Annotated in this window: 13 protein-coding genes; 6 read left to right on the top strand and 7 right to left on the bottom strand. The window is 68.9% G+C overall.

Annotation, left to right across the window (positions count from 1 at the left end):
• Positions 1-48: 48 nt before the first annotated feature.
• From M1M07_RS12635 to M1M07_RS12660, 6 genes are all read right to left on the bottom strand, one after another.
• Positions 49-648 carry an A24 family peptidase gene (locus tag M1M07_RS12635; protein WP_248674380.1) on the bottom strand — a complete coding sequence of 200 codons (600 nt, stop codon included), beginning with the start codon at positions 646-648 and terminating at the stop codon, positions 49-51.
• Between the two features lie 176 nt (positions 649-824).
• On the bottom strand, positions 825-2,288 hold the full coding sequence (locus tag M1M07_RS12640) for an MFS transporter (protein WP_248674381.1): 1,464 nt from the start codon (positions 2,286-2,288) through the stop codon (positions 825-827).
• Positions 2,289-2,374: 86 nt separating this feature from the next.
• Positions 2,375-3,145, bottom strand: coding sequence for an SDR family NAD(P)-dependent oxidoreductase (locus M1M07_RS12645; protein ID WP_248674382.1), 771 nt, complete (start codon positions 3,143-3,145; stop codon positions 2,375-2,377).
• A 27-nt stretch (positions 3,146-3,172) separates the two neighbouring features.
• Positions 3,173-3,934, bottom strand: coding sequence for a crotonase/enoyl-CoA hydratase family protein (locus M1M07_RS12650; RefSeq protein ID WP_248674383.1), 762 nt, complete (start codon positions 3,932-3,934; stop codon positions 3,173-3,175).
• Between the two features lie 47 nt (positions 3,935-3,981).
• The gene (locus M1M07_RS12655) at positions 3,982-5,157 is read right to left on the bottom strand and encodes a thiolase family protein (RefSeq protein ID WP_248674384.1); all 1,176 of its coding nucleotides are present in this window, start codon (positions 5,155-5,157) and stop codon (positions 3,982-3,984) included.
• A gap of 61 nt (positions 5,158-5,218) precedes the next feature.
• Entirely contained in the window at positions 5,219-6,679 is a 1,461-nt protein-coding gene (locus M1M07_RS12660; protein ID WP_248674432.1) for an aldehyde dehydrogenase family protein, read from the bottom strand.
• A gap of 163 nt (positions 6,680-6,842) precedes the next feature.
• On the opposite strand from M1M07_RS12660, the gene M1M07_RS12665 reads away from it, so the two are divergent.
• The 6 genes from M1M07_RS12665 to M1M07_RS12690 all read left to right on the top strand — a co-directional run bounded on the left by M1M07_RS12665 (position 6,843) and on the right by M1M07_RS12690 (position 11,579).
• Positions 6,843-8,063: a CaiB/BaiF CoA-transferase family protein gene (locus tag M1M07_RS12665; RefSeq protein WP_248674385.1), complete on the top strand. Its 1,221-nt coding sequence runs from the start codon at positions 6,843-6,845 to the stop codon at positions 8,061-8,063.
• Positions 8,060-8,206, top strand: a complete 147-nt coding sequence (locus M1M07_RS12670) for a DUF1059 domain-containing protein (protein WP_197255683.1) — start codon at positions 8,060-8,062, stop codon at positions 8,204-8,206. The genes M1M07_RS12665 and M1M07_RS12670 overlap by 4 nt, the downstream gene beginning before the upstream one ends.
• 40 nt (positions 8,207-8,246) lie before the next feature.
• The gene (locus M1M07_RS12675) at positions 8,247-9,545 is read left to right on the top strand and encodes an amidohydrolase family protein (RefSeq protein WP_248674386.1); all 1,299 of its coding nucleotides are present in this window, start codon (positions 8,247-8,249) and stop codon (positions 9,543-9,545) included.
• Between the two features lie 97 nt (positions 9,546-9,642).
• A complete protein-coding gene (locus tag M1M07_RS12680; RefSeq protein ID WP_248674387.1) occupies positions 9,643-10,005 on the top strand; it encodes a PadR family transcriptional regulator in 363 nt (120 codons plus the stop codon).
• The gene (locus tag M1M07_RS12685) at positions 10,005-11,354 is read left to right on the top strand and encodes a permease prefix domain 1-containing protein (protein WP_248674388.1); all 1,350 of its coding nucleotides are present in this window, start codon (positions 10,005-10,007) and stop codon (positions 11,352-11,354) included. The genes M1M07_RS12680 and M1M07_RS12685 overlap by 1 nt, the downstream gene beginning before the upstream one ends.
• A gap of 21 nt (positions 11,355-11,375) precedes the next feature.
• On the top strand, positions 11,376-11,579 hold the full coding sequence (locus tag M1M07_RS12690; protein WP_197255691.1) for a zinc-ribbon domain-containing protein: 204 nt from the start codon (positions 11,376-11,378) through the stop codon (positions 11,577-11,579).
• A gap of 18 nt (positions 11,580-11,597) precedes the next feature.
• On the opposite strand, the gene M1M07_RS12695 is transcribed toward M1M07_RS12690, so the two are convergent.
• On the bottom strand, positions 11,598-12,404 hold the full coding sequence (locus M1M07_RS12695) for a crotonase/enoyl-CoA hydratase family protein (protein ID WP_248674389.1): 807 nt from the start codon (positions 12,402-12,404) through the stop codon (positions 11,598-11,600).
• Between the last annotated feature and the right edge of the window lie 129 nt (positions 12,405-12,533).

Raw genomic sequence — 12,533 nt, forward strand, 5'->3', positions numbered from 1 at the left:
ACCGCATATCCTTCCATGCCCGATCGGGTTGTCGTGACAGTGGTCCGCTCAGGCGGTTGTGAGGAGCGCGAGCACGGTGAACGCGCACATCGACGGGCCGTGCGGAACGAGCACCGGCCCGGCTTCGGTCCGCCACTGCTGCACCACCCGCATCACCAGTCCCGCGGTGGCGGTGAGCAGCGGTGGACCTACCGCGACGCACAGCCACGCCGCCGGTCCTGCGGCCCCCGCGGCGGCGCCCACACCGACCGCGAGTTTGACGTCCCCGGCACCCAGCGACCGCGGCGAGACGAGGTGGGCGAGCAGCATCGGCCCGGCGAGCAGACCCGCGCCGACGAGCGCCGCGCGCCCCTGCCCGGTCGCCGCCGCGAGCGTCACGATCACTGCCGCACCGGGTCCGGTGAGAACGTTCGGGAGCCGTCGCTCGAGCAGATCGACGACGCTCAGGCACACGCACCACCAGATCAGCGAAGCGAGTGCGAGGGCCTCGACCGGACCCGAGCCGGATACCGCCGCAACCAGACTCCCGGCCACGCACGTCGCCTCGCAGACGGCGCGTGCCGGCGGGCGCCCGGCGAGGTGGGTCGTCAGGTGTCGGGCTCCGAGTCCGGCGACGAGCCCCGCCACGACGCACAACGTGATGTCCATGGGCGCAGCGTGGCGGTTACAAGATCGCCGATCGACCCCGTCGGGTGGGAAAACCCGAATCTGTGGATGGATCGGGCGGGTGTGGACAACTCTTCCCCTGATTCCCGTGCTCGTGCGTGGTTCCGGTAGTTGCCGCTACCGAAAGCACGCACGAGCGGTCGGGCGGCTCCTCGGGTTCAGGGCTCGGCGTCGGGACCGGCAATGTCCGGCTGCACCGCCGGGCCGGTGACGTCACAGTGCGGCTTGCACGCCACCGAATCCGCGGGCACCGCGGCCGCCGGTCCGGGAATGAGGGCAGCCGCGAGGACCGCACTGACCGCGAGCAAGCCGGCGCAGATCAGCATCGCGATGTCGAACCCGCGGTCGAACGTGGCCGCGTCGGTGAGGGCCGCACCGCCGATCCCGGCGAGCCCGGGCAGTGCGGCGACGGCGAGCAGTTGGCTGGTGCGTGCCACCGCGTTGTTGACCCCGGACGCGATCCCGGAGCGTGCGACCGGCACCGCACCGAGCACCGCCGCCGTCAGGGGTGCCACCAGCGACGAGAGTCCGAGACCGAACACGACGACCGCGGGCAGCACGTCCCGCAGGTAGGACGCGTCCGCGTCGATGCGCAGCATGAGCAGCAACCCGACCGCCGCGACGGCGGGCCCCACCGTCATCGGCCCGCGCGGACCGTGCCGCTGGGCGTAGCGACCCGCCCGCGAGGACAGCAGCAGCATCAGGACGGTGATCGGGATCGTGGCCGTGCCCGCCAGGATCGGCGAGTAGCCGACGACGAGCTGCAGTTGCAGCACCAGCAGGAAGAAAACGCCGCCGAACGCGGCGTAGACGGTGAACGTGACCAGGTTCGCGGCCGTGAACAGTCGGGAGGCAAACAGATCCGGCGGGATCAACGCGACCGGGGAATGCCGCTCGACCAGCACGAACGCCACCAGCACCACGACGCCCACACCGGCGACAACGGGCTGCGCCTCGATCAGGCCGTAGGTCACCAGGCCCAGCCCGACCGCACCCAGGACCGCGCCCGCGACGTCGAGCCGATCCGGCGGCGACGGATCGCGGCTCTCCGGCACGTGACGGACCGCCACCCAGACGACGACGGCGGCGAGGGGCAGATTCAGCAGGAACACCGACCGCCAGCCCGCGACCTCCACCATCCAGCCGCCGAGCAGCGGGCCGACGGCGCCGGCAACACCGCCGAAGCCGGACCACAGGCCGATCGCGGCGCCGCGGTCGTCGCCCCGGATGCTGGCCGAGATCAGTGCGAGGGATCCCGGCGTGAGCAGGGCCGCGCCCACTCCCTGCAGGATTCGCGCGATCACCAGCGTGGTGACGTTCGGCGCGAGTCCGCACAACAACGACGCTGCCGCGAACCACACTGTGCCCCAAACGAATACGCGCCGCCGACCCCACCGGTCACCTAGTGCGCCGCCGAGCAGGATCAGCGACGCCAGGGTCAGCGTGTAGCCGCTGAGCACCCACTGCATGCCGGCGACACCGGAGCCGAGGTCGGCGGCGATGCGCGGCAGCGCGATGTTGACGACGGTGCCGTCCAACAGGGCGAGGCTCGAGCCGAGCACGGTGGCGGTGACGACCCACCGGCCCCGGCGGGTGTGCAGACCGACGGTCGCCTCAGCCATCTGTTCATGGTGCCTGCCTCACCGGCACCCCGCAGTCGATCCCGAGGTCCGGGCGGCGCCCCTCGTCGCCGCCCGGACCTCGGCGCCTACTTCGGCTGGAATCGCTGCGCACCGTCGAGGCGCACCACCTCGCCGTTGATGTACGGGTTCTCGAGCAGGTGCTGCGCGAGGAAGGCGTATTCGTCCGGGGTGCCGAGCCGCTTCGGGAACGGCACCGATTCGGCGAACTTGGCGAGCTTCTCCTCTCCGAGGAACTCCATGATCGGGGTGCGCACGGTCCCGGGTGCGATGCTGTTGAGGCGGATGCCGACCGCGCTGAGGTCGCGGGCACCGGTCAGGGTCAGGGCGTTCACACCGCCCTTCGCCGCGGCATAGGCGGACTGTCCGATCTGCCCCTCGTACCCGGCGATCGAGCTCGTCATCACGATCGCGCCGCGCTCCCCGTTCGGCTTCGGGTCGAGCTCGGCGATCTTCGCGGCGGTCAGCCGCAGCACGTTGTAGGTGCCGCTCAGGTAGAGCGCGATGGTGTCGGTGAATCCCTCGAACGTGTGGGGGCTGCCGTCCCGGTTGACGACCTTCTCGAGCACCCCGAAACCGCCGTGGGCGATCACCGCGTACCGCAGGGTGCCGAGGTTGCCCGCGGCCGCCAGCGCCGCCTCGATGCTCGCGCTGTCGAGGACATCGGTGCGGACGTACACGGCCTTGTTGCCGAGTTCCTCGGCCAGGGCACCGGCCTTGGCGTCGTTGACGTCGGCGATGACGACGGCCGCACCGGCACCGTGCAGCCGGCGCACGGTGGCTTCGCCGAGACCGCCGGCGCCGCCGCTGACGAGGACTACTTCACCTTCGAAAGCCACAGTTCCTCCAGGGGTTGTCGTGTGCGCTCAGGCGCCGGTCCATTGCGGTGCGCGCTTCTCGGCGAAGGCCAGCGCGCCTTCCTTCGCGTCCTGCGACGTGAACACCGGGACGATGAGCTCGAGCTGCTTCTGCCACATCTCGTCGTCCGACCAGCCGCGCGAGCTGGTCATGATGTTCTTGGTGACCGCGACCGCGAGGGGTCCGTTCGCGGTGATCCGATCGGCCAGGGCGAGCGCCTCGTCGAGGGCCTTGCCCGGCTCGGCGAGCACGTTGACGAAGCCGTACCCGTGCCCCTGCTCGGCGGTGAAGCTGTCGCCGGTCAGCGCCAGTTCGAGAGCCTTCTGGTACGGGATGCGCCGATGCAGCCGCAGCAGCCCACCACCGCCGGCGACCAGGCCGCGTTTGACCTCGGGGATCCCGAATTTCGCGGTCGTCGACGCGACTACCAGGTCGGTCGCGAGCACGAGTTCCGTTCCGCCCGCGAGCGCGTATCCCTCCACCGCGGCGATGATCGGCTTGGTGGGCGGTCGTTCGGTGAAGCCCATGCCCCGGCCGGGGATCGCGACGATCTCGCCGGCGGCGAACGCCTTCAGGTCCATGCCCGCGCAGAAGTTGCCGCCCGCGCCGGTCAGCACCGCGACCGACAGTTCGGGGCTCTCGTCGAGTTCGTCGACCGCGTCGGCCAGGCCCCGGCTGACGGCCAGGTTCACGGCGTTGCGCGCGTCCGGCCGGTTGATCGTGATCACCAACGTGCGTCCGCGGCGTTCCCGCAGTACTTCGTCCGACACCGTTTGCCTCCCGATAAGTTTCGTGGCGAAGAATTTCGTGGGCTTTCTCAGGCCTCGACGACGACCGCGCCGCCCTGCCCGCCGCCGGCACACATCGCGGCGACACCGATTCCGCCGCCGCGGCGCCGCAGTTCGTAGAGCAGGGTGGTGACCATGCGGGCCCCGGACGCGGAGATGGGATGACCGAGGCTGCAACCGCTTCCGGAGAAGTTCACCCGTTCCTCGTCGAGTCCGTACTCGCGGCACGCGGCGATCGGAACCGACGCGAACGCTTCGTTGATCTCCCACAGCGTCACATCCGAGGCGGCCAATCCCGCCCGGTCGAGGACCTTGCCGATCACCGCGACCGCGCCGAGTCCGGTGTCCCGCGGAGCCAGGGCCGCATTCGCCCACGCCCGGACCGTGCCGAGCACCTCGAGCCCCTCGGAGACGGCGTAGTCTCCGGCGACCAGCGTCACCGCGGCCGCGGCGTCGTTGATACCGCTGCTGTTACCGGCGGTGATGGAGAAGCCCTCGATCTCCGGGTGCAGCACCGGCAGCGACGCGAGGCGTTCGAGGGTGGTGTCGCGGCGCGGATGTTCGTCGACCGCGAAGTCCAGCACCGAACCGTCGGGCCGCTGCACCTTGATCGGCACGATCTCGTCGACGAACTTGCCGGTGTCGATCGCGGCGACGGCACGACGATGCGAACGTTCGGCCCAGGCGTCCATCTCCTCTCGGCTGATCCCGGCCGCCTGCGCGGTGTTCCAGCCGACGGTGATCGCCATGTCGAGGGTCGGTGCGTCCGGTGTTTCCGGGTGCGACGGTGGCATCCACGGCTCCCGGAACTCCATGTCGGCCCCCGGCACGCGCCACTTCATGATCGGCGAGGTCGACAGGGACTGCACACCACCGGCCACGATCACCCGTTCCATGCCGACCCCGATGTGCGCGGCCGCGTTCGAGATGGCGGTCAGGCTGCCGGCGCAGTGCCGGTTGACGGCCTGCCCGGGCACCGTGGTCATCCCCGCGGCCACCGCCGCGTAGCGCGCGAGATCGCCACCGCCGTAGTTCAATTCGGCGAAGATGACGTCGTCGACGTGGGACGGGTCGATGCGGGCGCGGCGCACCGTCTCGGTCAGGACGGTCTCGGCGAGGGTTTCCGCCGGTACGTCGACCAGCGCTCCCTTGAAGGACCGGGCGATCGCGGTGCGGGTGGCGCCGACGATGACGGATTCGACCATGAATTTCGTCCTTCGGTGACGTGCCGACGGGTCGGCGATTGACGTTCACTGCTTCTGCTGGTCACTGACGCGGCATGCGACAACCGATCGTTTTCGTTTCGAGGTATTGCTGGAATCCTTCGAGGCCGCACTGGCGTCCGACACCGCTGTTCTTGTAGCCGCCGAACGGTGCGTCGGCGCCGTAGAACATTCCGCCGTTGACGCCGATCGCACCGGTCCGGATGCGCCGCGCGACGGCCATGCCGCGCTCGGTGGACCCCGACAGCACCGCCCCGGCCAGACCGTAGTCGCTGTCGTTGGCCAGACGAACCGCTTCGTCGTCGTCGGCGAACGGGATCATCACCAGCACCGGCCCGAAGATCTCCTCGCGTGTGATCGCCAGGCTCTGGTCCTCGCACACGAACACGGTCGGTTCGACGAAGAAACCGCCCGCCAGGTGCGGCGGCAGGTCGCACACCGCTCCCCCGCCGGTGACGATCCGCGCCCCGTCGCCGACCGCGCGATCGCACGCGTCGAGCACGCGGGCACGCTGGGCGGCGCTGACGACGGGACCGACCAGCGTGTCGGGCAGTGCCGGATCACCCACCGGCACCGACGCGAACATCGCGGCCACGTTCTCGACCAGGTCGTCGAACAACGAGCGGTGCACGAGCATGCGGCTGGTTGCCGCGCACGCCTGACCGGCGTGCACACACACGCCCACCGCGCTGCGCAGCGCCGCGGCAGGATCGGCGTCGTCGAGGACGATGAGCGCGGATTTGCCGCCCAGTTCCAGGAAGTTGCGTTTCATGGTGGCCGCGCCGTCGCGCACGATGGTGCGGCCGACGGCGGTGGAACCGGTGAAGGAGATCAGGTCGACGCGCGGGTCGGCGACCGGCAGCGCGGCGACCTCGGTCGAGTCGGTGGTGACGACGTTGACGACACCGGCGGGAATGTCGGTGCGCTCGGCGATGATCCGCCCGATCCGGGTGGCGTTCCACGGTGTGTGCGGATCCGGTTTGAGGACGACGGTGTTGCCGGCGGCGAGCGCCGGACCGAGCTTGTTGAGGATCACCTCGATCGGGAAGTTGGACGGGGTGATGGTCGCGACCACCCCGACCGGTTCCTGCACCACGGTCCGCACGTTTCGGGAACCGAACAGACCGCCGCCGTCGAGGACGCGTTCCCAGGGGTAGTCGTCGATCAGACGTGCCGGGTAGCGCAGCGCCTCGGCCAGCGGCCAGTCCAGCTGCGCGGTGCCGGTGGTCATGACCGGGCAACCGGCCTCGGCGACGAGTTCGTCGCGCAGGTCGTCGTGTTCGGCTTCGAGTCCGGTCTGGAGCTGGTCGAGGCACCGGGCGCGCAGGGACCGGTTGGTGGACCTGTCGGTTTCGTCGAAGGCCCGGCGCGCGGCGGCGATCGCGCGATGCATGTCCTCGGGTCCGGCCGCCGCGGTGGTGCCGAGCACCCGGCCGGTGGCGGGGTCGAGGTTGTCGTAGACGGCGCCGGAGGCGGCATCGACCAGGGTGCCGTCGACGAGCATCCGGCGTTCGGCGCGTTCGGCCACCCGAGAATGCCGCTCCGGCTGTGGTGCGATCCGCGTCCCGATTTCGCTCACGTACCCCCCGTTCGCCATCCTGGATGATTAACTGTAACCGTTACCGTATAGTTCCTCAACACACCGTCGGGAATCGGAAGGGGAACCGATGTCGGGTCTGCTCCAGGGCATTCGCATCGTCGAGTTGGCATCGTGGACATACGTCCCCAGCGCCGGTGCGGCGCTGAGCGATTGGGGGGCGGAGGTCGTCAAGATCGAGGACACGCGCGGCGGCGATCCGTGCCGCTACCTGAACATCGGCGGTCTCGACCCGGCGCAGTCGCGGGTCGACGCGAACTTCATGATGGAACTCGGGAACCACGGCAAACGCAGCATCGGCGTGGACATCAAATCCGAACGGGGCCGGGACATCCTGCGGCGCCTGATCGAACGTGCCGACGTGTTCCTCACCAACTGGCTGCCCGCCGCACTCGAGCGCGCCGACCTGTCCGTCGAACGCATCCGCGAGTTCAACCCGAACGTCATCGTCGCGCGCGGCAGCGGCCAGGGCAGCCGCGGACCCGAACGCGACCGCGGCGGCTTCGACGCCGCCAGCTACCTCGCCCGCGGCGCCGTCGCCTACGCCCTGACCCCACCGGATGCCGAATACCCGGTGACGCAGACCCCCGCGTTCGGCGACCTGCAGGGCGGCATCACCCTCGCCGGCGGGATCGCCGCCGCCCTGTTCCACCGGGCCACCACCGGCCACGCTCCAGTCGTGGACAGTTCCCTTCTGTCCCAGGGTGTTTGGGCGATGGCGCCGGACATCGCCGCGGCGGACTACTACGGCATCGACCGGATCCCGGTGGGCAATGCGGGCACGGCACCGAATCCCGCCGTCAACCGCTACCGCACCCGCGACGGCCGGTGGATCCAGCTGGTGTTCCTGCAGGCCGACCGGTACTGGAAGGGCTTCTGCGAACGCATCGGCCGACCCGACATGGCCACCGACGAACGGTTCGTGCCGCTGGCGAATCTGGTCGCCAACAAGGAAACCGCGACCGCGGAACTGCGCCACACCTTCGCCGAACGCGACCTCGCCGACTGGCAGAAGATCCTCGCCGACGAACCGGGCGTGTGGGCGACCCTCGCGAGCCCGAAGGAGGTGCTCTCGGATCCGCAGGTCGTCGCGAACGGCTATCTCATGACCGTCACGGACGCCGCGGGCCGCGAATACCGCACCGCCGCCGCACCCGTCCAGTTCGACGAGACTCCGCCGCCACCGCGCCGCGCCCCCGAATACGGCGAACACACCGAGGATATCCTGCTCGAACTCGGTTTCGACTGGGACGCCATCATCGCCGCCAAGGAAGCCGGAGCCGTGCTGTGAAACGACATCTCACCTGCCCTTGCGGGGAGTACCTCACCGGCGCCGACGAGGACGAACTCGTCGAGAACGCACGCAGGCATCTGGCCGAGCAGCATCCCGGGCACGACTACGACCGCGAGCAGATTCTCTTCATGGCCTACTGAACCACCTGTCCCCCAATATCTTCCGCTGAGGAGCGTCGACGTGAACAAGAACGACATGATCCTGATCAGCGTGGACGATCACATCATCGAGCCACCCGACATGTTCGACAACCACCTGCCGAAGAAGTACGCCGCCGACGCCCCGAAGCTCGTCCACACCCCGGACGGCGCCGACATGTGGAAGTTCCGGGACACCGTGGTGCCCAACGTCGCGCTCAACGCGGTCGCCGGCCGCCCCAAGGAGGAATACGGGCTCGAACCGGACGGACTCGACGAGATCCGGCCCGGCTGCTACGACGTGCACGAACGCATCAAGGACATGAACGCCGGCGGCATCCTCGCGTCGATGAACTTCCCGTCCTTCCCCGGCTTCGCCGGCCGGTTGTTCGCCACCGAGGACCCGGACTTCTCGCTCGCGCTGGTGCGCGCCTACAACGACTGGCACATCGACGAATGGTGCGGCGCGTATCCGGGCCGGTTCATTCCGATGGCGCTGCCGGTGATCTGGGACGCCGAACTGTGCGCCGCCGAGGTGCGGCGCTGCGCCGAGAAGGGCGTCCACTCGCTCACCTTCACCGAGAACCCGGCCGCGCTCGGCTACCCGAGCTTCCACGACCCGTTCTGGAATCCGCTGTGGAAGGCGCTCGTCGACACCGACACCGTGCTCAGCGTGCACATCGGGTCGTCGGGACGGCTGTCGATCCCGGCCGTCGATTCCCCACCGGACGTGATGATCACGCTGCAGCCGATGAACATCGTACAGGCCGCGGCCGATCTGCTGTGGTCCCGGCCGGTCAAGGACTACCCGGACCTGAAGATCGCGCTGTCCGAGGGCGGCACCGGGTGGATCCCCTACTTCCTCGAACGCCTGGACCGGACCTACGAGATGCACTCCACGTGGACCCTGCAGGACTTCGGCGGCAAGCTGCCCAGCGAGGTGTTCCGCGAGCACTTCCTCACCTGCTTCATCAGCGATCCGGTCGGGGTGCGGCTGCGCCACGACATCGGGATCGACAACATCTCGTGGGAGTGCGACTACCCGCACAGCGACTCGATGTGGCCCGACGCCCCCGAGGTTCTCTCGTCGGTGCTCGTGCGCGAGAACGTGCCCGACGACGAGATCGACAAGATGACGCACCTGAACGCGATGCGCTGGTACTCGTTCGATCCGTTCACGCACGTCCCGCGCGAACAGGCGACGGTCGGCGCGCTGCGCGCCGCAGCCGCCGGGCACGACGTGAGCATCCAGCCGCGCAGTCACAAGCACACGCCCGCCGAGGACAAGCTGACGGCGTTCCAGGCACAGATCAAGGCGGCCACCGCGCACACCGCGTCCTGACCGGCACTGTGACCCCTTCGCTTGCGAAGGCTCGTTCCTCATACCTAGATCTGCTAGGGTCACCGTTATCCATAGCACCGCTAGGTATGAGGGCGACATGTTCATCGAGAAAGATCTGGTGGCCGCCTCGGCCACCCCGCTCGTGCTCGGCATCCTCGCCGAAGGCGAGTCGTACGGGTACGCGATCATCAAACGCGTCAACGAATTGTCACAAGGGCAGATGCAGTGGACGGACGGGATGCTGTATCCGCTCCTGCACCGCCTGGAGCGGGCGGGACACGTGTCCGCCACCTGGCGCGTCGCCGAGAACGGGCGACGCCGCAAGCACTACGCCATCACCGACGCCGGCCGCGGCGTGCTCGCCGAACGAGCGGCGCAGTGGACCGTCGTCGCCGACGCACTGCAGCAGGTGTGGCAGTCGGCCCAGTTGCCTCCTGCGGCCGCGCCGGGGTGGTCGTGATGACCCTCGACGCACATCTCGAATCCCGCATCGCCGGCTGGCGCAGTTACGTCTCGGGCCATCGGGTGATCTCACCCTCGGACATCGACGAGATGGAAGATCATCTGAGGGAACAGATCTCGGACCTCGTCTCGGTCGGACTGACCGCCGACGAGGCGTTTCTGGTCGCGGTCGGCCGGATGGGTAGTGTCGACGAGATCTCCCGGGAGTTCGCCCAGGAGCATTACGACCGCCTGTGGAAGCAACTCGTCCTCACCAGGGACGCCGGTCACGAATCCGGCGCTCTGCGCCGCCCCAGGGAGCTCGCGGTCGTGCTCGCGTGCGCACTCGGCGCCGGACTCGCGGTCCGGGCCGGAGTCGAGTGGCTGACGGACTCGGCACTCGTACGCAACGCCGCACTGCTCGTCCTGCCGTTCCTCACCCTGTATTTCGCGTGGAAGCGCGACATGGGCCCGCGAAAGACCGCGGCACTGGCCCTCCCGTTCGGCGCTGCTGCGGTCGTGCTCAACGTGTTCCCCTTCGAGCCGGGTGGTGTCACCGAGATCATCGCAGCGATCCACGCCCCCGTCGCCCTGTGGTTCGTGGTCGGGGCAGCCTACGTCGGAGGTGATTGGCGATCGCACCGCCGGCGCATGGACTTCGTGCGCTTCACCGGGGAATGGGCGGTGTATCTGGCGTTGCTCGCCCTCGGTGGCGGCGTCCTGATGGGGTTGACGGCGGGAGCCTTCAACGCCCTCGGGATCGACGTCGAACCGTTCTTCGAACAATGGATCCTCCCGTTCGGCCCGGCGGGTGCGATCGTCGTCGCAGCCTGGCTCGTGGAGGCGAAACAGGAGGTCGTCGAGAACATCGCGCCCGTCCTCACCCGGGTGTTCACACCGATCACGATCGTCATGCTGGCCGCGCTGTTCGTCGCGGTGATCGCGTCCCGCAGTGTCGTCACCGTCGATCGCGACCTGCTGATCCTCATGGATCTGATCCTCGTGCTCGTGATCGGGCTGCTGCTGTACTCGATCTCGGCCCGGGACCCGCACGCCGCACCGAACGTGTTCGATCTGCTGCAGGTCGTGCTGATCGCGGCGGCGCTCGCCGTCGACCTGCTGATGCTCACCGCGATGGCCACGCGCATCGCCGAGTTCGGCTTCACCGCGAACAAGGTCACCGCGCTCGGTCTGAACCTCGTGCTGATGGTGAACCTGGTGTGGGCCGCTCGGCTCGGTGTCGCGTTTCTCCGGGGGCGTTCCGGTTTCTCCGCGGTCGAACGGTGGCAGACCCGGTATCTCCCCGTCTACTGCGGGTGGGCGGTGCTCGCGGCGGTCGCGATTCCGCCGCTGTTCCGGTTCGTGTGAGCGTCGCTCTATGCTCGGGCGATGTTCCTTCTGTTCGGATTCGGCACCAAGCGGCAGAACCTCGGCCCAGGACAGATCCGAACCTGCCCGCGCTGCAACAACACCACGCAATGGGCACGGATCCGGGAATTCCAGCAGTTCACCCTGTTCTTCGTTCCCATTGCGCGCTGGAAGCGCCGGCACCTGGAGCAGTGCGGCATCTGCGGGGCCGCGGTCGAAATCTGAACCGCGATCCGACCGAGGTCAGTCCGGGTCCACGAAGGCGGGTGCCCGCCCGGCCGTCCCCGCGGTGACCGCCTCGACCTGGTTGGGCGACCCCATCAGCTCGACCTGCAGCGTGCTTTCGAGCATCAGAGCGGACGCCTGATCCGATCCGGTCCAGGTCTCCTCGTAGAGACGTTTGGCGGCCTGGACCGCGTGGGGGGACTTCCCGGCGATCTCGCGCGCCAGCTCCGATGCCGCGGCGAGCGGGTCGTCGACGACGTGGGTGACGAGGCCGAGCTTCTTCGCCTCGGCACCCGTGATGATCCGCCCGGTGAAGGTCAGTTCCTTGGCGACGTCGAGGCCGACGAGTCGCGGCAGGCTCTGCGTGATGCCCATGTCGGGAACGAGGCCCCACTTGACCTCCATGATCGACAGCCGTGCGTCCGGGGTCGCGAATCGGATGTCGGCGCCGAGCGCGATCTGCAGTCCACCGCCGAAGCAATTGCCGGTGATCGCGGCAATCACCGGGGCCGGAACACGGGACCAGCCGTAGGCCGCACGCTGTCCGTGGCCGGCGACCTGACCGTCCTCACGCGCCAGCAGATCCCGCGGCCCCATGCCTTTCCGATCCGCGAGACCGGTGATGTCGAGGCCCGAACAGAAGCTCTTGCCGGCACCGTGCAACACCACGGCGCGGACCCTGCGGTCGACGGCAAGTCGCGCGGTGGCGTCGACCAGCGCATCGAACATCGCCGAATCCAGGGCGTTGTGCTTCTCGGCTCGATCCAGGGTCACTGTCGCGACCCCGAGTTCGTCGACGTCGATACGAACCCTGTGCTCACTCATCCGAACCGAACCTCCTGCGCCGGCGCCGTTCGGGCGTTCGAGGAACGGCGCCCGAGATCGTGCAGCGACTGTACAAGACGGCGTCCCGCTCGGGATCGACACGACCTGAACAACACAAGAGGCCGGTCA

Source organism: Rhodococcus sp. HM1 (assembly GCF_023218075.1).
In the GTDB taxonomy this organism is placed as follows: domain Bacteria; phylum Actinomycetota; class Actinomycetes; order Mycobacteriales; family Mycobacteriaceae; genus Rhodococcus.